Raw genomic sequence first — 20,166 nt, forward strand, 5'->3', positions numbered from 1 at the left:
TTCTGTTTGAATGTAAGATATTGGAGGGGTACAATAGAAGCATCTCAGGAAATAGGGTGTTTAACTGATGAAGGCCTTGGCAAAGTGGGGATTGAGTTTATCCATTACGTTGTATGGATTATTGCATTTCATTACTTATTTCTATCAGAATGAGTCATTATTATTTTTCCTATCTATTAGTGGAATCAGTATGATTATTTTTGCTGTCATCATATTGTCTGTAAAAAGAATGAAAATGCCGATTGTACTCGTATCCATTGGTATAATTATCTTAATGTATTCGGACACATCCCTAGGTAATGGGATTATGTCTGGTTTTCTCCAAATGCGGAACATGATCGGTCTTTTGATCCTTGTTCCATTAATCAGCTGGGTCTTACGGGAAGAGCCATATATGGAAGCAATCGTTTCGTTAGGGAATAAGTTCTTGAACACGAGCAGAAGGTTTTATCTCGGTACGATTTCCTTCGTTCAAGTCATCGCTTATTTCCTTCTATTTGGCTCGATACAGATGGTGTATCATTTTATCAATGAAATTCTTAAAGACGAGAAAGGTGAAGCATGGGAAAACTTTAAAGGCACCGCGTTGCTTCGTGGTTTTGCATTATCTACTTTGTGGGTCGTAAGCATCCCGAGCTTTGTTTTCGTTGTGGAAATCATGGATGCCTCGCTCTATTTGTCCATCTTGCAAGGGTTCGGCATGGCGGTTGTCGGTGTGTTGATCGCTCTTTTTTTCTCTCGTTTGGAGGAGAAGAAATACGGGGTTGATTTAACGGCAGGCGTGCAAAGTGAATTTGCTGAAGTGTTGGATGCAAATCATGGGCAGGTAAGAGTGAAGCGGGATTTTCAGGAATTTTGTTTGCTCTTCCTATCATTGTTTGGAACGATATTCATTTTACAGGCATTCATTGAAATGGACTTGCTCATCCTGATTCCTCTTGTCGTCGCGGGATGGATTGTCCTGTATTACTTATATAAGAAGCGGCCTCAAAAACTTGCAAGACAGTTGAAATCACATATTAAAAATGACATCTTTCATGAAACGTATCAATTTTGTATGATGCTTGGGTCTGGAATGCTGATTTACGCTTTAAATCAAACTTCTTTTGCCAAGAACGTTGTGGAAGGGATTTATAGTTTACAATCTGCTGTGCCATTTTTGAATCTGTTATATTTTTTGCCGTTTATCGTAGTCATTTTAGGGTTTTGTGGATTGGGTCCACTTACGGTTATGGTTCTAGTGGGTGGGATTCTAAGTGGATTGGATCTTCCGTATCCTCCGGAAGTCATTGTCTTAGCAGTAACATCCGGTAGTGCCATCTCCATCCTCTTGTCGCCGCTGATTATGCCTATAATTACGTTGAGCAGTGTAAATGGGTTAAGTGGATTTAAAAATGGGATCGGCTTCAATTGGAAATATGCCCTCATCCTTTATATCGTCGTTCAGGTTTATGTTCAATTGATGGCCGCATAAACTTGGGTTAGCTGCTTTAGTCCATTCTGATGTATTTTTGATATACTAATTTTTGCGAAAGACATTATTCATCAACAAACGTATAGGGGGAAGAAACATGGCAGGCACATTATTAGGCAGGATAAATGAACAGTACAACCAATTTTCCGAGACGGAAAAGAAGGTCTCTACTTATATTCTTAATCATGCAGAACTCATTCCAAACATGACGACAAATGAATTGGCGACTAAAGCCGGTGTAAGTGAAGCAAGCGTAATACGATTTGCGAAGAAAATTGGAATAGGCAGTTTCAAGACGTTCAAGATTTCTTTGGCACAGGAACTGGCAGTCAAGGAAGACTATATAACTGATTTTTCCATATTGCAAAAGAAGGACTCCCCCTATGAAATGTTCCAAAAGGTTGTCCATGTCAATAAAAATGCCATCGAGTCTACCATGGAATCGTTGGATAAAAAAGAGCTGGAAAAAGCAGTGGACACATTGAAAAATGCTAGAAAGATTGTTTTTTTTGGAATAGGTGGTTCATCTATCGCAGCTACGGATGCTCTTAACAAATTTGCTAAATTAGGATTTGAAGTGGAATTTAATACAGACTTTCATTACATGCTTTCCAGAATGCCTTTTGTTAATGAATTGGATGTTTTCGTAGCGATCAGCATGTCTGGAGAAACAAAAGATGTCCTAGAGTTAACTCGGATTGCTCAAAAGAAAGGGGCAAAGGTGATAGCCATTACAAATATGAACAAATCTCCACTTTATAAGGAGGCGGATATTCGCTTGGCAACACCTGTGGTGGAGAAGGATTTTCGTATCGGAAGCATTACCTCAAGAATGACACAATTGACGATTGTCGATACACTCTATATTTGTATCTTTAACTTGATTGGTGAAAAGGTGTTGGATGAATATCAAGAAGCAAGAGATTATGTCATCACATTAAGGAGGTAGTCATTCCTTATCTATTTTATGAAATTTTATTTCATAAAAAAATAATCATATATTGACATTAAATTTCATAAAGTAATATAATAGAAGTGTAAATAATAGGAAGGAGCTGATGTCATGCTCGATAAATTGACGACAGAATTACGAAATCCACGAACGATGAACTTGGATGAAATGTCTACTTTAGATATTTTACGAACAATGAATCAAGAAGATGAAAGCGTTTTAGAAGCGATAGATAAGCAACTGTCAAATATCGAAAAGGCCGTACAGTTTGTGATTGAATCATTCAATAATAATGGGAGACTCATATATATTGGTGCTGGAACGAGCGGCAGGTTAGGGATTCTCGATGCGGTGGAATGTGTTCCTACTTTTGGGACGGATCCGGAGATGGTTCAAGGATTGATTGCTGGTGGAAACCAGGCAATTTATGAAGCGGTTGAAGGGGCAGAGGACGATGCGGAATTAGGAGAAAATGATTTAAAGCGGATTCAGTTGACGGATAAAGATACCGTCATTGGAATTGCAGCAAGTGGTCGAACACCTTATGTTATCGGGGCACTAAAATATGCGAATTCTATTCAAGCAAAGACAGTGAGCATTTCTTGTAATCATAATGCGGAAATGAGTAAATACGGTGATCTGGCGATTGAACTGGAGACAGGACCTGAAGTACTGACTGGTTCTACTAGATTAAAAGCAGGAACTTCCCAAAAAATCGTATTGAATATGATTTCTACCGCGTCCATGGTTGGAATCGGTAAAGTGTATCAAAACTTTATGGTGGATTTGAAGCCCACAAATGAAAAATTAGAAGAACGTTCCAAACGGAATATTATGGAAGTGACGGGGGTTGATTATGAAACTGCCAATCGTTATTTTGAGAAATCGAAGCAGCAGGTGAAAGTTGCGATTGTCATGATTTTACTGGATTGCTCGTATGATGAGGCGGTTAGAAAGCTTGAAAGTTCTAAAGGATTCGTTCGCGATGCAATTGCCAAATAAATAAGGAGGGTTCACTATGAGAAAAGAAGAGAAAATGGCCCATGAAATATTGGGCGAGATTGGTGGTAAGGAAAATATTCAACGCGTTGCTCATTGTATGACACGACTCCGGTTATCAGTAAAAGATCCTGCAAAAGTGAAATTTGATGAGCTGAAGCAAGTAGATGGTGTGTTAGGTGTTGTAGATGACGAGACACTTCAGGTGGTTATTGGTCCAGGAACAGTTAATAAGGTGGCTGGAGAGATGAGTAAGCTCACGGGCCTTGCTATCGGGGAAGATGCAGGTCCAGGAGATGAAGATTTAACCTTTGAAGAAAAAGCTGCATTAGATAGGGAAAGAATGAAAGCTAAAAATAGAACCCCGTTCAAGAACTTTTTGCGCAAATTGGGGAATATATTTATACCTTTAATTCCGGGACTCGTTGCCTCGGGGATCATTAATGGAGCAGCCAACTTCGCAGTAAATGCGGGGGTGGATCGAGAACAGACATGGATGCAAATATTACTTTTATTTGGAAGCGTTATCTTTGCTTCGTTAGGTATTTTAGTCGGTTGGAATACTGCGAAAGAGTTTGGGGGCACTCCTGTATTAGGAGCCATTGCCGGAATGATATTATTTAGTCCTTTACTTGCGAACATTACACTTTTTGGAGAAGAATTAACTGCGGGCAAGGGTGGATTGTTTGGTGTCATCCTAGCAGCATGGTTGATGACCTTTGTTGAAAAGCATGTAAGGAAAGTGGTTCCAAGTGCAGTTGATATCATCTTTACTCCTTTATTCACACTACTTATTGTAGGATTTACATCTTTATTAGTTATTGTACCTGTTGCCGGAGTCCTTACCGAGGGCATTACAAAAGGGTTATTAGCGCTAATTGATACTGGTGGAATAATTGCAGGTGCAGTACTGGCTGGATTCTTCCTTCCGTTAGTAACGGTTGGTTTGCATCATGGCTTAACACCAATTCATTTAGAATTGATTAATGTTTACGGTGAAACTGCTCTGTTGACGATTTTAGCTATGGGTGGTGCTGGTCAAGTAGGTGCGGCACTAGCAATCTATGTAAAAACGAAAAATAATCGCTTAAGAAATATTATAAAAGGTAGTACACCGGTTGGGTTTTTAGGTATTGGAGAACCGTTAATGTACGGGGTCACTTTACCATTAGGAAGACCGTTTATTACAGCTTGTATGGGTGCTAGTGTCGGAGGAGCGTTCCAAGCAGTCATGAGTACGGCATCTTCTGGAGTAGGGGTTTCAGGTTTATCTTTAATCCCGCTAATTACAAATGGTCAATATTTAACATATTTCTTAGGACTTGTCATATCCTATACATTTGGTTTCATATTCACCTATACATTTGGCTTTAAAGAAAGTATGGCAGATGGTATTTAATAGATAGGAAGATTGGGAGGTTTACTAGAGAACCTCCTTTTCTCCATTTAAAAGCTTGGAGGAATAAAAGTGCTAGGAATTTCAATTTATCTTGGAAATGAACCAATTAAAGAACAAGTACCTTATATTAGGAAAATGAGGGAACATGGATTTCAGTGTATCTTCACATCACTCCATATCCCAGAAGATGACCAGACAATGTATGGAGAACAACTTCAAGCACTAGGGAAAGTTGCAGTAGAACTGGATATGGAGCTCATGGCTGATATTTCACCTCATTCATTGGATTCACTTGGTTTAGATTGGAAAACAGCAGATCAATTATTGGATTGGGGACTCTCTGGGTTAAGAATCGATTATGGAATAGATGAAGAGATAATTATTGATCTATCACATAAGATGCGGATTGCATTAAATGCAAGTACAATTACTTCAGATGAATTAATACGTTTAAAAGCAAAAGGTCTGCATATGAAAAATGTAGAAGCGTGGCATAATTATTACCCGCGTCCGGAGACAGGACTTGGGTCAAGTGATTTTATCCAAAAAAATAATGAATTGAAAGAGACAGGAATTACCGTAATGGCTTTTATCCCCGGTGATGATCAATTAAGAGGTCCGCTTTATGAAAAACTGCCGACATTAGAAAAGCATCGCACCTATTCTCCGTTTGCCGCTTATCTAGATTTGTTAGTGGCTGAAGTGGATAAAATTGTAGTTGGAGATATCGGGATGAGCGAGGAGAGTCTGGAGCAATTCCAAGCGTACAAGAATAAGCAATTCATTCTACGAGGAACTCCATCTGCAGAGGCAGATGAAAATTTAGTGAAAACTGCATCAGAATCTTTTACTAATCGTGCAGATCCTGCAAGGGATGTTATTCGGGCTGTTGAATCAAGAAGTTATGCGCAGTATGGAAATGTAATCGTTCAACCGAAACATACAGTGGAGAGACCTGCCGGAACAGTGACGATAGATAATGAGAGGTACAGGAGATATCAAGGGGAAATTCAAATTACATTAACCGATCTGCCAGCTGACGAAAGAGTAAATGTCCTTGGGAGGGTAGTACCTGAGGATTTCCCTATACTTCAATGGATTAAAGCGAATCAAAAGTTCAAACTGAAGTGGCTTTCTTAGCTTCATATTGTTATAGAATAAGTGACAGCATTATTGAAGGAGGATTTCCAGTGGAATTACAAGATATCATTACTGATAGAGACCGACTTTTTCTAAAAGATGACATACCTGAAGAATACAAAATGGATTATTCGTATAAAAATGTTGCTGAAGCTTTCGCTGTTGCACTTCCGAAAACAACAGAAGAAGTGATATCTTTAGTAACGTATGCAGATAAAGAAGCGAGACCTATCATTGCTCGAGGAGCAGGTACAGGAGTAGCCGGCTCCCAAGTTCCCATCCATGGGGGAGAACTGATTATTGATGTGAAACATATGAATCGCATCATCGGTTTGGACGAAGAGACGATGACATTGACGGTGGAACCTGGTGTATTATTAAAGGATATTCAAGCTTTTGTGGAAGAAAAGGGTTATTTTTATCCACCAGACCCAGGTTCGAAACACTCAAGCATCGGCGGTAATATCGCCACGAATGCTGGTGGAATGCGTGCAGTAAAATACGGCACAACGAGAGATTATGTGAGAGAAATGGAAGTGGTTCTGCCGGATGGAAAACATGTGACCCTTGGCAGCTTAAATATCAAGAACAGTTCCGGCTATGATTTGAAAAATCTCTTTATTGGTTCAGAGGGCACATTAGGGATAACGACGAAAATCAAATTGAAGGTATTGCCGCTCCCGAAACATAAACAATCTATCTTACTTGCTTTCTCTACACTGACGGATGCGACAAATGGCGTTTTAACCATTCTCAAAAATGGTATTGAACCGACAGCTTTGGAGCTATTTGAAAGGGATACAATCTCCTACAGTGAGAAGTTTACAAACCTTTCTTTACAGAGCCAAAAAGGCGAAGCTTATCTGCTGATGACAATCGATAGTAATGAAGAGGACACGATAAATCGAAAAGTAAATACCGTTGTACAACTTTTATCAGATGAAGCACTTGAAATCATCCCATTAAAAGGAGAAGAAGAGGATAGAGCTTGGATGCTTCGAGACAATATATTGGTCGCATTAATGCAGTTTACAGAGTATGAAATGCTGGATGAAGTTGTACCGATCAATAAATTTGCCGAGATGATTAATTACACCAAAGAGTTACAGGAAAAACATGGGATTAAAGTAATCAACTTTGGCCATGCAGGAGATGGAAATGTTCATACTGTTTTAATGAAAGAAGAATTGGACGACTCGACTTGGCAGACTAGACGAAAAGCTCTACTGGATGATTTGTATAGGAAAGTCGCCGAACTTGGTGGGCTTCCTTCAGCTGAACACGGGATTGGCATCATGAAGAAAGCTTACTTTAATACGATGAGTGACCCGGTTGAGTTGGAAGTGATGAGAAAAATAAAGAATGCGCTTGATCCAAAATGTATCTTTAATCCTGGTAAATTATTTTAATAAAGAAGTTTGTGAGCCGATCGGTGTTTATCTGATTGGCTTTTTATTATCGAGAAAAGGGAAGGTTCCTGTATGTTCCAGCCGGATTTGCTATAATAATAGTATGATAGGAAGTTTCCTATCATCTGATTCATGCACAGGACCATGTCATGACCGCCCAAGCTGAATTGCAGCTTATTAAGCGGATGGTTGAACAATATCGACATCAAGAAAAATTAGAAATCCGTATTGAAAAACTTGAAAATAAGTAGATTAACTGAGAGGTCATTTAAGGACAGATTCCTTAAATGACCTTTTTTAGTTGGCTGTTTTATATGTGCGAATAGTATTTGCGTTTAAGATTATTTGCTGGTAATGTTAAAATATAAAATATTTAAACTAATTAATCAATTAAGTAATGTGGAAGATAAAGAAGGGAGCGAGTAAGAATGAATGTAAAAGATGTGGTTGCAGTTGTCACCGGTGGGGCCTCCGGTTTGGGAGAAGCGACGATAAGGAAAGTTATTGAAAATGGCGGAAAGGGAGTTATCTTAGATTTACAAGAGGAACGGGCTGAAACAGTCGTAAAGGATCTAGGTAAAGACAATACTCTATTCTTTAAAACCGATGTGACTGATGAAGAAATTGTGCAACATGCATTAAACCAAGCTGTAAGTCATTTTGGTTACATAAACACAGTAGTCAATTGTGCAGGAATCGGACTTGCCGCTAAAACGCTAGGCAGGAAAGGAGTCCACAATTTGGAGGATTTCTCTAAAGTCATCGAGGTAAACTTAATCGGTACATTTAATGTCATTCGGCTTGCTGCAGAACAGATGAGTATTAATGAACCCACATTGGATGGTGAACGGGGTGTCATTATCAACACTGCATCCGTGGCTGCATTTGATGGACAGATGGGGCAGGCCGCATACAGTGCTTCGAAAGGCGGCATTGTAGGAATGACATTACCGATTGCACGAGATCTTGCTTCATTAGGCATACGTGTGATGACGATTGCACCGGGTTTATTTGAGACTCCTTTATTTACTTCCCTCCCCGAGAAAGCGATACAGTCGTTGGGACAAATGACACCGTTTCCAAAGCGGTTGGGTAAACCGAGTGAATATGGACAACTTGTAAAAAGCATCATCGAAAACCCAATGCTGAATGGGGAAGTTATACGGCTGGACGGGGCAATCAGGATGCAACCTAAGTAAAAAACAACCTATTTATTTGGACGTCTGGAATATGTCAGTTTACTAGGAGGGGAAAAAGATGCGTGAAGCGGTAATAGTTGATGGAGTCCGAACACCGACTGGAAAATTCCAAGGGACTTTAAGTGGAATCCGAGCTGAAGAATTAGCTGCAAAACCGTTGGCGGAGATAATCAATCGCACGGGGATTCCGGCGGAACTTATTGAAGATGTCATACTTGGATGTGTTACCCAAGTGTCAGAACAAGCCTTTGATATTGCAAGACAAGCAGCACTGATTGCTGGTTACCCGATCCACGTTCCAGGAACAACGATTGATAGGCAATGTGGTTCCAGTCAACAAGCTGTTCATTTTGCAGCGCAGGCAATTATAAGTGGAGATATGGATGTAGTAGTTGCTGGTGGCATTGAGAGTATGTCGCGGGTTCCTATGATGTCGAACATGAAAGGAACTAAATTAAGTGAAGCACTATCATCAAAATATAAAATAATCAATCAAGGATTATCAGCTGAGCTTGTCGCTGATAAATGGAATATAAGCCGGGAAGAGATGGATGAATTTTCATTAGAAAGTCATAAAAAAGCAATTATGGCAAGAAACGAAGGTAGATTTGAAAAGGAAATCATGCCTGTTGAAGTAACGTTGCCCGATGGCAGTAAAAAGATGATGAAACATGATGAGGGGCCAAGAGAGAATACAAGTTTAGAAAAGCTTGCTTCTTTAAAACCTGCTTTTAAAGAAAATGGCAATATTACTGCTGGAAATTCTTCGCAAATCAGCGATGGTGCGTCTGCTCTATTAATCATGTCACGAGATAAGGCGGAGGAGCTTGGTTTGAAACCGCGATTCCGGATTATTGCTCGGACGGTAGTCGGCTCTGATCCGACCCTGATGTTAACGGGGCCTATACCAGCAACAGAAAAGGTTATAAAAAAGGCGAATCTTTCTATTGATGATATTGATATTTTTGAAGTGAATGAAGCATTTGCGTCTGTTCCGCTTGCCTGGTTAAAAGAAACTGGTGCCGATCCAGCAAAATTGAATCCGAATGGTGGAGCAATTGCATTAGGACATCCTTTGGGAGCAAGTGGGGGACGTCTCATGCTTACGATGATGAATGAACTGGAACGTACTGGTGGCCGGTATGGATTACAGACGATGTGTGAAGGACATGGAATGGCAAATGCCACGATTATAGAGAGATTGGATTAAAACCAGAAGGAGGGAAACGTATGCCGCTTCAGTCAATCCGGGTGTTGGATCTTACCCGGTTGTTACCAGGGCCATATTGTACAATGATTCTAGCGGATTTTGGTGCGGAAGTCATCAAGATTGAGGAGCCTAACATAGGGGATTACGGTAGAAATTGGGAGCCTAAAGTATATAGTGATGGTGCATTCTTTCATTCTTTAAATCGGAATAAGAAGAGTGTTGCCCTCAACTTAAAAGAAAGTGATGGGAAAGAACAGTTTTTAAAGTTAGTGGAAAAAGCAGATGTTGTCATTGAATCTTTCCGTCCTGGAGTAATGGAGCGGCTAGGCCTTGATTATGAAACCTTGAAGAAAGTGAACCCTGGAATTGTCTACTGTGCAGTGACAGGTTATGGCCAGACAGGTCCGTATGCTTCCATGCCGGGGCACGATATCAATTATATCAGCTATGCAGGTTTGCTTCATTTCATGGGAGGAAGAGGTGGTAAACCGACAGTGCCTGCTGCCCAAATTGCCGATTTAGGTGGCGGAGCGTTTCCCGCAACAGTAGGTATTCTACTGGCGCTGTTGGAAAAGCAGAAATCTGGGAAGGGGCAATTTGTTGATATATCGATGATGGACGGTGTGATATCCTGGCTGCAAACGTTGCTTCCTAACTATTTTGCTTCCGGACAAATGGAGAACCGTGGAGAGCTGATGTTAAGTGGTGGGAAAGCTTGTTATGAAGTGTACGAAACAAAAGATGGGAAATTTATTTCTGTCGGAGCCCTGGAGGAAAAGTTTTGGAGGGAGTTTTGTAAAGTCATTGAAAAAGAGGAATTTATACCGTTATTGAATGCCCCGCGGACGGAACAGTATCGGCTGATGTATGAAATACAGCAGATCATCTCCACTAAAACACAGGATGAATGGATGCAGTTGTTTTGTCAAGTTGAGGCATGTGTCTCACCAGTATTAAGCTTGGAGGAACTGAGCGAAGATCCCCAAGTTCAAGCTAGGGAAATGATTATCGAGACGAAACATCCTCAAGGAGGTAAGTTAAAACATATTGGAATTCCTATAAAACTATCAAAAACTCCAGGAAGCATCCGTACCGTTGCTCCGAGATTAGGGGAACATTCTGATCAAACATTAGGTGATGTGTTCAACAGGTAAACCAGAGGTACGGAAACTTCATTCATACTTCGGCCTTCAAATCTGTCATGTTTAAATTAACGACAGTAGCGTGAATAAATAAAAATTATTAAAGAAATTCGCTTCTTGTTCCACATAGAGGAACAGGGAGCTTTTTTATTTCACCAATAGCATCTAGAATGAACGTAACGAACAGATAATAGATTTCATCAATTAGTGTAAATTACGGATGATTAATATGAATCCGTTTTCAAAAAATAAAGGAGGAATTAATCATGCAACTTACGAGACACAACTCAAAGGTGAAGACAATCGATTGCTCCCATTATATCAACGGAGAGTTTGTGCAGTCAAAAAGTGGTGAAACCTTTGAAAATATTAATCCGGCAACAAAAGCAGTGTTAGGAACGGTACAGATTGGAGGAAAAGAAGAGGTCGATCTAGCGGTCAAGGCTGCCCGAAAAGCGTTAAAAGGCGAATGGGGAAGCATGCCCCTGAAGAAACGATCACAAATTATCCGCAAAATCGGAGACCTTATATTAGAAAGACTAGATGAATTAGCACATTTAGAATCACTAGATACCGGGAAGCCAATTTGGCTAGCTAAAAAAGTGGATATTGACCGGGCGGCGAACAATTTCCATTTTTTTGCCGATTACATGACAACGACGACTAATGAATCTTATCAGCAAGATGATATCGCTATCCACTATTCCGTCCGTAAACCAGTTGGAGTAGTTGGCCTCATTAATCCTTGGAACCTGCCATTATTGCTTCTGACTTGGAAATTGGCACCAGCTCTTGCAGGCGGCAATACTGTTGTGATGAAACCATCAGAGGTAACACCGATGACAGCGACTGTACTTGTAGAAATATGTAAGGAAGCGGGAGTTCCAGATGGTGTCATCAACTTAGTCCATGGACTTGGTGAGACTGGTGCAGCAATCACATCCCATGAAGATGTAGATGCAATTGCATTCACTGGTGAAACTACTACAGGTACAGCTATCATGAAGGCTGCAGCACCAACTCTTAAAAAATTATCTTTCGAACTAGGCGGAAAAAACCCGAACATTATTTTTGCTGATGCCGATTTAGATGATGTAATTGAGACAACATTGAAATCAAGCTTTATCAACCAAGGTGAAGTTTGCCTCTGTGGCTCAAGAATCTACGTTCAACGTCAAATTTATGATGAGTTTTTAGATAGATTCGTAGATGCAGCGAAGAAATTGAAAGTTGGGGATCCGTTCGATCCTGAAACGAAAGTTGGAGCTATGGTAAGTGAAGAGCATTATAACAAAGTCGTCAGTTATATCAATATCGCAAAAGAAGAGGGTGGAAACTTCCTGCTTGGCGGTAAAACATTATTTGAAGATAAAGGGTTCTATATCGAGCCGACAATCATAACCGGCTTAGGGACAGATTCCCGCTGTGTACGTGAAGAGATTTTTGGACCAGTCGTTACAGTGCTTCCATTTGATACGGAAGAAGAAGTACTGGAACAAGTGAATGATACTCATTACGGTTTGAGCGCCAGTGTTTGGACAACAGATGTAAAGCGTGCTGCTAGATTCTCTGCTCAGATTGAAGCGGGAATGGTTTGGGTGAACACTTGGTTCTTACGTGATCTACGCACTCCATTCGGTGGGATGAAGCATAGTGGAATCGGCCGTGAAGGCGGTACACACAGCATTGATTTCTATACAGAATTAACGAACGTAACGTTGAAACTATAGGGGGATCTAAAATGAATACAATACAATCTTCCAAAATAGAAAGTCATGTGAAACATTTACGTAGTGCGTGGGAAAAAGGAGAAGGGGTCCAGCCGTTAACAACGCTGGATCCTGAGCTCACAATTGACGAAGCGTATTTTGTTCAGCTCCACACCATTGAAGAAAATGTACAAAACGGTGAAAAAATTACAGGAAAGAAAATTGGTCTGACTTCAAAGGCGATGCAAGATTTATTAGGTGTTGACGAACCGGATTATGGACATCTCACGGATGCGATGGAAGTTGAAAATGGCGGCACTATTTCTTTTAAACAAGTGCTTCAGCCAAAAGTCGAAGGGGAAATTGCATTTATTTTAAAGGAAGATTTAGCTGGACCGAACATTACGCCGTTAGACGTTTTGAAAGCAACCGATGTCATCGTCCCAGCATTGGAAATTGTGGATAGTCGTGTTAAAGATTGGAAGATCACGTTGGCGGACACAGTTGCGGATAATGCTTCATCTGGACTTTATCTACTTGGAGGTAATCCGAAAAAAATTACCGATGTGGATATAAAGCATGTCGGTATGGCGCTTTATAAAAATGAAGAACTGCAGAATACTGGAGTCGGAGCTGCTGCATTGGGTGACCCGGTGAAATGTGTTGCTTGGCTTGCCAATAAACTTGCAACGTATGATATCCGACTCAAAGCAGGGGAAGTCATTTTATCTGGTGCACTATCCGCAGCAGTGGATGCAGAGCCGGGCGATTACTTCCGTGCAAAATTCGCTGAACTTGGCGAAGTAACCGTTCATTTTACAGAATAAGGGGGGAAGTTCGCATGAGTAAAGTAAAGGTAGGCATTATCGGGTCTGGAAATATTGGTTCAGACCTTATGGTAAAACTAAGGAAATCTGAGACGTTGGAACTTACGACCATGATGGGAATCGATGCTACATCTAGGGGGATGCAACACGCGAAGGAAATCGGTCTAACTGTATTTGATAATGGGGTGGATGGATTATTGGACAATCCGGAACTTGTCGATATTATTTTTGATGCAACGAGCGCTAAGGCACATCTTCATAATGCAGAAATTGCTAAGAAATTAGGTAAGAAAATGCTCGATCTCACTCCAGCAGCGATCGGACCATCTGTCGTCCCACCAGTTAATATAGAGGAACATTTGGATGCAGGTAATATCAACATGATTACATGTGGTGGCCAGGCAACCATCCCGATTATCCATGCAATTAACGAAGTTGCACCAGTGGAATATGGGGAGATTGTCGCGACGATTTCCAGTAAAAGTGCAGGACCGGGAACTCGAGCAAACATTGATGAGTTTACGGAAACGACGGCAAAAGGAATTGAAGAAGTCGGCGGTGCAAAAAGGGGCAAAGCGATTATCATTTTAAACCCAGCTGAACCACCAATCATGATGAGGGACACGGTATATGCAATTGTGGAGGAAGGATCAATGGCTGAGGAGAAAATTACTGCATCCGTTAGAAAAATGGTTGCTAAGGTGCAAGAGTATGTACCAGGTTATAAGTTACGTACCGAACCTATTTTTGATGGAAATCATGTTACCGTTTTTATCGAAGTGGAAGGTGCAGGGCATTATCTACCGAAGTATGCGGGTAATCTAGATATTATGACGTCTGCGGCGGTGAAGGTAGCTGAAGAACTTGCAACGAGTCTTCCAAAAGTAGCTGTAAATTGATGAGAGGAGGGGGACAATCATGACACAATTAAAGATAACGGAAGTGGCATTAAGAGATGGAAGCCACGCGATGAGTCACCAATATACCGTTGAACAAGTGAGAAACATTACAAAAGGTTTAAACGCCGCACGTGTCCCTTATATTGAGGTGGCCCATGGGGACGGGCTTGGTGGTTCCACCATCCAGTACGGATTATCAAAAACGGATGAGCTAAAATTGATCGAAGCAGCAGTGGAAGAAGCTGATTTTTCCAAAATAGCTGTCTTACTTCTTCCAGGTATTGGGACAATCCAAGACTTGAAGGAGGCTCATCGTATTGGTGCAAAAATGGTGCGAGTTGCTACCCATGTGACAGAAGCCGATGTAGCCAAACAACACTTGGAAACAGCAAAAAATTTAGGGATGGAAACGGTCGGATTCTTAATGATGAGCCATATGGCTCCAGTAGATAAGCTTGTGGAGCAGGCAAAGCTCATGGAAAGCTATGGTGCAGATACGGTTTATGCAGTTGATTCTGCAGGAGCGATGCTGCCGTATGAAGTGTCTGAAAAAATTAAAGCATTACGTGATGCATTGACGGTCAATATTGGTTACCATGCCCATAACAACTTAGGGTTGGCGATAGGTAATACGCTTGCTGCAATTGAACATGGTGCAACAAGAATTGACGGAAGTGTCCGTGCGTTGGGAGCGGGTGCCGGTAATGCACAGACAGAAGTACTTGTTGCTGTCCTCGAAAAAATGGAGGTTGAAACTGGGATTGACCTCTATAAGATGATGGATCTTGCGGAGGAGGTTGTAGCTCCAATTATGCAAACGACACAAGAGATTACAAAAGATAGCTTGACGCTCGGTTATGCTGGGGTTTATTCGAGCTTCAGATTACATGCTGAACGGGCTGCCAAGAAATTTAATATTGATTCCAGGGATATATTAATTGAGCTTGGAAAGCGGGAAATAGTTGGCGGCCAGGAAGATATGATCGTTGATGTAGCTGCTGAATTAGCACAGAAAAACCAAGTAACTGTTTAATTGGAATCAGGAGGAACAAAATGGATAAGAATCTTATAGTAGAGCTTGCCAATTACACACATAACGCAGAAAGAGAAAAAAGGGAAATCATAAAAATTACTCATGAGTTATATCCAGATTTATCAATTGAAGATGCATATCTCGTACAAGAAGAACTAGTAAGCCAGAAGTTAGAAGAAGGTAAAAAGATTGTTGGTCCTAAGATGGGGATTACAAGTGAGGCAAAAATGAAACAAATGAACGTAACGGATCCCATTTATGGTTATGTATTTGATGACATGGTAGTTGATGAAGGAGAAACGGTTTTAATAGATGACTATATTCATCCAAAGGTAGAACCGGAAATTGGGATCATTTTAAAACGGGACTTAGAAGGACCTGGGGTTACTGCTTTAGATGTGTTGCGGGCAACAGAATATGTATTTCCTGCAATTGAAATCATCGACAGCCGCTATGAGAACTTTAACTTTACACTGCCAGACGTCATTGCAGACAATACCTCTGCAGCAGGTGCTGTATTTGGAACCACTTTGAGGCGTCCAGAAGAATTGGAATTAGATGTTATCGGAGTTACGCTCTCTGTTAATGGCGAAATCAAGGCATTAGGCGCAGGGGCTGCTGTATTGGGGCATCCAGCCAATTCTGTAGCAAGACTTGCAAATATGTTGAGCAAAAAGGGAGAAAAAGTTAAGGCCGGAGAACCAATTTTAACGGGTGGTCTTACTGCAGCAGTAGAGCTTTCCCGAGGAGATTATGTAAGTGCCAAGTATGGCGGGTTAGGAGAAGTATCATTTTTTGTCAAATAAACTACTACCGTAATGTTAAAGGGGTGACGTGCTTTGCCAGTTATTCAGATTCAAATGATGGAAGGTAGAACACCAGAGAAAGTAGATGCATTAATAAGAAATGTGACGGAAACCGTTAGTGATACGCTGGATGCACCTGAAGAAAATGTAAGAGTGCTCGTTACGGAGGTACCGAAGACTCATTGGGGAATTGGCGGAGTAAGTGCTAAAGAATTAGGAAGGTAGAGACTAAGTTTAAAAGAATAGGATAATGTAACATATGTCAAATAAGACTCCTTCCTTGTGGGGAAGGGGTCTTTTGTTTCGGTGGGATCAGCTATTTATAGAATATACATCAAATCAGCCCAAAAAACTCTTGTCATATCCCATTCGTTCAGACGCTTCTTCCCCTGCTCGCATAACTTTTCTTGCAATTTCAGGTATTTTATAATCTTTCATTCGTTGAATCGGACCGACTACGTTGATCGAAGCGACTACTTTGCCGGTGTAATCTTTAATTGGTGCAGCTACGGAACGTGTGCCCTCCGTTAACTCTTCTGTACTTATCGCGTAGCCTCTCTCACGAATCACTCTTAACTCTTCTAAAAGTTTTTCCGGTTCTGAAATACTATTGGCGGTATATTTCTTCAAGCCTTGTCTAATAATCTCTTCTACAAGTTTTTTTTCATCATAAGCTAACAACACTTTACCTGAGCTCGTACAGTAGGCAGGATTTTTCCTTCCTAGATGGGTAAGAATACGCACAGGATGATTACACTCTTCTTTATGAATATAGATAGTCGATAACCCGTCGAGAACTGCCAAGTGTGCTGTTTCACCAGTTTCACTTACTAGTTTGTGCATTACGGGAGATGCCTCGTTATGGATTTCCAATTCGTTTGTAACGATACCACCAAGGGTTAAGACGGATATCCCCAATCTATAAGCACCAGTCTTTTTATCTTTGACTACAAAACCTTCATGAGCCAGAGTAGATAGAAGTCTGCTTATAGTACTTTTTGCGAGACCAAGAGACTCTGAGAGCTCGCTGACTTTAAGTGTTGGTTTAAAGGTGGAAAAGCTTTTAAGAATTCGTAATGCATTACTGACTGAAGATAGAATTTGTGGGTTCTTATTTGTTTTAGACATGTTGATATCTCACTCCATTAGTGTCTTCATTTGGGAATTACTTTATAAAGGCAATGTTTGTCCAAGTGTATTTCTAATCAGAAACTATATCATGTGGAGGTGTATGTGTATATTATATAATATATTAAAATATAAAGATAAATCCAAGTATTTACATTAGTTTAACCGTTTACACTAATTCTATATAATAAAAGACAAGCCCAATCCCACAAAAGAATAGAGCTTGTCCAAAATAACAAATCTATGAAAATTCAAATAAATTAATTAGCTAACTTCCATTTTTAAATCTCCGTTATAGGCTGCACCACGCAACTGCATCGCTTTGTATACAACAACAGAGATGATACCCGGCATAATCACACCTACGACAATATACATCATCAGTACGGATATGCCTTGGTTTGCAAGGATATTCAATGGTGCAATAAAGGAATTTAGTCCAAGTCCAGCTAATTGGTAAGGAACCTGAAAATCAAACATTAATATAGCGATTGGTGCACAAATAATTGATGATAAGAATGGTCCTGCGACAAGGCGCGGGTTTTTAACAATATTCGGAACTTGAACTTTTGGTGTTAAGAATGACTGTGCAATATTGGCACCTAGCTGATTTTGTCTCCAGGACATTGCTGTCCAGCCTGCAAATTGTGCGGTACAGCCAATCAATGCCGCTGCACTTGAAACTGGGTCAAGCTGCAATGCCATGGCAATTGCTGCTGATGATGCAGGTGACATAAGGAAAATACTCCAAACTAATGATATTACAATTGATGCAACAAATGGAGATCCTTCTACTGATCTTGTAATATACGCGCTTAAAGCTTCAATGAGTGGTGTAGTGACTGCGGCTATAAACACACCGCTGACTCCTCCAACAAATGTGGCTGCAAATGGGATTGCAAGCATATCCAATTTTGTTTTTCCGGCGACACGTTTACCGGCCCAAACTGCAATAACTGCAGCCAGTACAGCACTAATCGGTTGACCTGTGGTTAGCACCCAACTTCCATCGGCATTCATCTGAAGTGCATCGGCTCCTATGGTACTTGCTGCCATCGCACTAAAAATTATTAATGTATTTCCACCAAGCATATGAGCAATTCCGGCTCCAAATGCTGGTGCCAACATTAATTGGGTTGCTTTACCGACAGTGGTGAATCCTTCCCATCCCGTGAAGGTTCCAATCGTTTCAATGAGCAATCCAATCCCTAATGCTACGAGAACTGCATTTGCAATTCCTTGTGACGCTTTGTACGACCGATCTACGATGTATTTCTTAGTTGACTCCTTCAATTTACTCTTCCTCCTCATTCTATGCTAGCTCATCTAAGTTGATAGGATGCTAACTTACTAATTAAGTAAATTAAAAATATAATACTAGTTTTCTGATTTAGAGTCAATTAATAATTTATTCTGATAATTTAGTGCGGAAAAAGGTCTATTGGACTGAATCCAATAGACCTTTATCATATTAAAAATAAACTTTAATTTTAACTAACATCCCTACGTTTTTCGTTTTCAGAAATGATATATGCACAGGCTGCATCCCCGGTAATATTTACAGCAGTCCGTAGCATATCAAGCAGACGATCGATACCGATAATTAATGCAATACCTTCCACCGGTAGACCTATTTGAGTCAAGACCATAGCAAGCATAATAAGTCCGACTCCTGGAACACCGGCCGTCCCAATGCTAGCTAAAGTCGCTGTTAAAATAATCGCAATTATTTCTGTGAAACCAAGATCGATTGCGTATACTTGTGCAATAAAAACAGCGGCGGTCGCTTGCATAATCGCTGTTCCGTCCATATTGATCGTTGCTCCGAGTGGTTGTACGAAACTACTGATACTTTTACTTACTCCTAGGTTTTCTTGTGCCGCTTTCATAGAAACTGGAAGTGTTGCATTGGAACTCGATGTACTAAAGGCGACTGTCATCGCTGGAAAGAACCCTTTATAAAATGTTAATGGGTTTGCTTTACCGAGCATCCAAATTGCTAGGCTATAAATAAGAGCTGCGTGGACAATCAATCCTAATATTACTGTTCCCATATACGCCGCCATAGAACCGATGGCATCAAGTCCAGCACCACCTATGGCTGATGCGATTAGTGCAAATGCTCCATACGGTGCGAATTTCATAATTAAATTTACGAGAAACATTAAAATTTCATTCGCTTGCTCAAACAATCGGTACATTCCTGTAGTTTTATCCTTTAGAAAGGCGAGTGCTAGGCCAATAAAAATTGCAAATGCAATGACTTGCAGCATATCTCCTGCAGACATGGCAGCTACTGGGTTCTTTGGAATAATACTTATAATTGTTTCCATCACAGGCGGAGCTTCTTGAGCTTCAAAATCCGCTACACTGACATCGAATACACCTTCTGCTCCTGGTTTAATCATGAAAGCCAATGCCAGACTGATACAAAGTGCAAGTGCTGTGGTCACAAGGAAAAAAGTAATCGTTTGAATACCGATTCTACCCAGTTTTGCCGGTTCACCAAGACCGGCAGTTCCTAGTACGATGGATACAAAAACAATAGGTACGACGAGCATCATGATGAGATTGACGAATATTGTTCCGACTGGACTTAACACATACATATCAAGATTATAGAAAACGCTTTCAGGAATGAATGTAAAAATAATACCAACAACAACACCAAGAACCAGAGCAATTAAAATCTTTTTGGTTAAATTCATCACAAAACCTCCTCGTATATTATGTTTAGGCACTTAGTTTCCGCCTATTATTTCCCTTGTTAATCAACCTGTTGATATGTCAAATGACTTGGACGCTCTGGGATATTCCTAGATAATGGTCTTAGGATCATT

18 protein-coding genes and 1 pseudogene are annotated in these 20,166 nt (G+C 40.5%); 16 read left to right on the forward strand and 3 right to left on the reverse strand.

Annotated elements, in window-relative coordinates; all coding sequences use genetic code 11:
* The first annotated feature begins 67 nt into the window (after nt 1–67).
* The 16 genes and pseudogenes from M3210_RS13065 (at nt 68) to M3210_RS13140 (ending at nt 16,423) form a co-directional block, all read left to right on the forward strand.
* Complete coding sequence (locus M3210_RS13065) at nt 68–1,474, forward strand: hypothetical protein (protein WP_251515126.1); 1,407 nt, start codon at nt 68–70, stop codon at nt 1,472–1,474.
* A 97-nt stretch (nt 1,475–1,571) separates the two neighbouring features.
* Nucleotides 1,572–2,423 carry a MurR/RpiR family transcriptional regulator gene (locus M3210_RS13070; protein WP_251515129.1) on the forward strand — a complete coding sequence of 284 codons (852 nt, stop codon included), beginning with the start codon at nt 1,572–1,574 and terminating at the stop codon, nt 2,421–2,423.
* Nucleotides 2,424–2,537: 114 nt separating this feature from the next.
* Nucleotides 2,538–3,428 carry an N-acetylmuramic acid 6-phosphate etherase gene (murQ, locus tag M3210_RS13075; RefSeq protein WP_251515132.1) on the forward strand — a complete coding sequence of 297 codons (891 nt, stop codon included), beginning with the start codon at nt 2,538–2,540 and terminating at the stop codon, nt 3,426–3,428.
* Between the two features lie 16 nt (nt 3,429–3,444).
* Nucleotides 3,445–4,824, forward strand: coding sequence for a PTS transporter subunit EIIC (locus M3210_RS13080; protein ID WP_251515135.1), 1,380 nt, complete (start codon nt 3,445–3,447; stop codon nt 4,822–4,824).
* 69 nt (nt 4,825–4,893) lie between these two features.
* On the forward strand, nt 4,894–5,964 hold the full coding sequence (locus tag M3210_RS13085) for a DUF871 domain-containing protein (protein ID WP_251515138.1): 1,071 nt from the start codon (nt 4,894–4,896) through the stop codon (nt 5,962–5,964).
* Between the two features lie 50 nt (nt 5,965–6,014).
* Nucleotides 6,015–7,373 (forward strand): FAD-binding oxidoreductase, encoded by a 1,359-nt coding sequence (locus M3210_RS13090; RefSeq protein WP_251515140.1) that lies wholly within the window; start codon nt 6,015–6,017, stop codon nt 7,371–7,373.
* A 116-nt stretch (nt 7,374–7,489) separates the two neighbouring features.
* Nucleotides 7,490–7,624 (forward strand): annotated as a pseudogene (locus M3210_RS13095) (PTS lactose/cellobiose transporter subunit IIA); the annotation flags it as partial.
* Nucleotides 7,625–7,801: 177 nt separating this feature from the next.
* Nucleotides 7,802–8,572: a 3-hydroxyacyl-CoA dehydrogenase gene (locus M3210_RS13100; RefSeq protein ID WP_251515142.1), complete on the forward strand. Its 771-nt coding sequence runs from the start codon at nt 7,802–7,804 to the stop codon at nt 8,570–8,572.
* Between the two features lie 58 nt (nt 8,573–8,630).
* Nucleotides 8,631–9,782 (forward strand): thiolase family protein, encoded by a 1,152-nt coding sequence (locus M3210_RS13105; RefSeq protein WP_251515144.1) that lies wholly within the window; start codon nt 8,631–8,633, stop codon nt 9,780–9,782.
* 20 nt (nt 9,783–9,802) lie between these two features.
* Nucleotides 9,803–10,936, forward strand: coding sequence for a CaiB/BaiF CoA transferase family protein (locus tag M3210_RS13110; RefSeq protein WP_251515148.1), 1,134 nt, complete (start codon nt 9,803–9,805; stop codon nt 10,934–10,936).
* Nucleotides 10,937–11,190: 254 nt separating this feature from the next.
* Nucleotides 11,191–12,654 carry an aldehyde dehydrogenase gene (locus tag M3210_RS13115; protein ID WP_251515152.1) on the forward strand — a complete coding sequence of 488 codons (1,464 nt, stop codon included), beginning with the start codon at nt 11,191–11,193 and terminating at the stop codon, nt 12,652–12,654.
* 11 nt (nt 12,655–12,665) lie between these two features.
* Nucleotides 12,666–13,460 carry a 2-keto-4-pentenoate hydratase gene (locus M3210_RS13120; RefSeq protein ID WP_251515155.1) on the forward strand — a complete coding sequence of 265 codons (795 nt, stop codon included), beginning with the start codon at nt 12,666–12,668 and terminating at the stop codon, nt 13,458–13,460.
* Nucleotides 13,461–13,474: 14 nt separating this feature from the next.
* Nucleotides 13,475–14,359: an acetaldehyde dehydrogenase (acetylating) gene (locus M3210_RS13125; RefSeq protein WP_251515159.1), complete on the forward strand. Its 885-nt coding sequence runs from the start codon at nt 13,475–13,477 to the stop codon at nt 14,357–14,359.
* Between the two features lie 19 nt (nt 14,360–14,378).
* The gene (dmpG, locus tag M3210_RS13130; RefSeq protein WP_251515177.1) at nt 14,379–15,392 is read left to right on the forward strand and encodes a 4-hydroxy-2-oxovalerate aldolase; all 1,014 of its coding nucleotides are present in this window, start codon (nt 14,379–14,381) and stop codon (nt 15,390–15,392) included.
* A 20-nt stretch (nt 15,393–15,412) separates the two neighbouring features.
* Nucleotides 15,413–16,198, forward strand: a complete 786-nt coding sequence (locus M3210_RS13135) for a 2-keto-4-pentenoate hydratase (protein WP_251515181.1) — start codon at nt 15,413–15,415, stop codon at nt 16,196–16,198.
* Between the two features lie 33 nt (nt 16,199–16,231).
* On the forward strand, nt 16,232–16,423 hold the full coding sequence (locus tag M3210_RS13140; RefSeq protein WP_251515184.1) for a 4-oxalocrotonate tautomerase: 192 nt from the start codon (nt 16,232–16,234) through the stop codon (nt 16,421–16,423).
* Between the two features lie 114 nt (nt 16,424–16,537).
* Here the strand turns inward: M3210_RS13140 and M3210_RS13145 are convergent, their stop codons facing one another.
* From M3210_RS13145 to M3210_RS13155, 3 genes are all read right to left on the reverse strand, one after another.
* Nucleotides 16,538–17,326 (reverse strand): IclR family transcriptional regulator, encoded by a 789-nt coding sequence (locus M3210_RS13145; RefSeq protein ID WP_251515188.1) that lies wholly within the window; start codon nt 17,324–17,326, stop codon nt 16,538–16,540.
* A 264-nt stretch (nt 17,327–17,590) separates the two neighbouring features.
* Entirely contained in the window at nt 17,591–18,619 is a 1,029-nt protein-coding gene (locus M3210_RS13150) for a PTS sugar transporter subunit IIC (protein WP_251515190.1), read from the reverse strand.
* A 197-nt stretch (nt 18,620–18,816) separates the two neighbouring features.
* The gene (locus M3210_RS13155) at nt 18,817–20,034 is read right to left on the reverse strand and encodes a dicarboxylate/amino acid:cation symporter (protein WP_251515192.1); all 1,218 of its coding nucleotides are present in this window, start codon (nt 20,032–20,034) and stop codon (nt 18,817–18,819) included.
* Between the last annotated feature and the right edge of the window lie 132 nt (nt 20,035–20,166).

The sequence above is a fragment of the Oceanobacillus luteolus genome (genome assembly GCF_023715655.1).
In the GTDB taxonomy this organism is placed as follows: Bacteria; Bacillota; Bacilli; order Bacillales; family Amphibacillaceae; genus Oceanobacillus; species Oceanobacillus luteolus.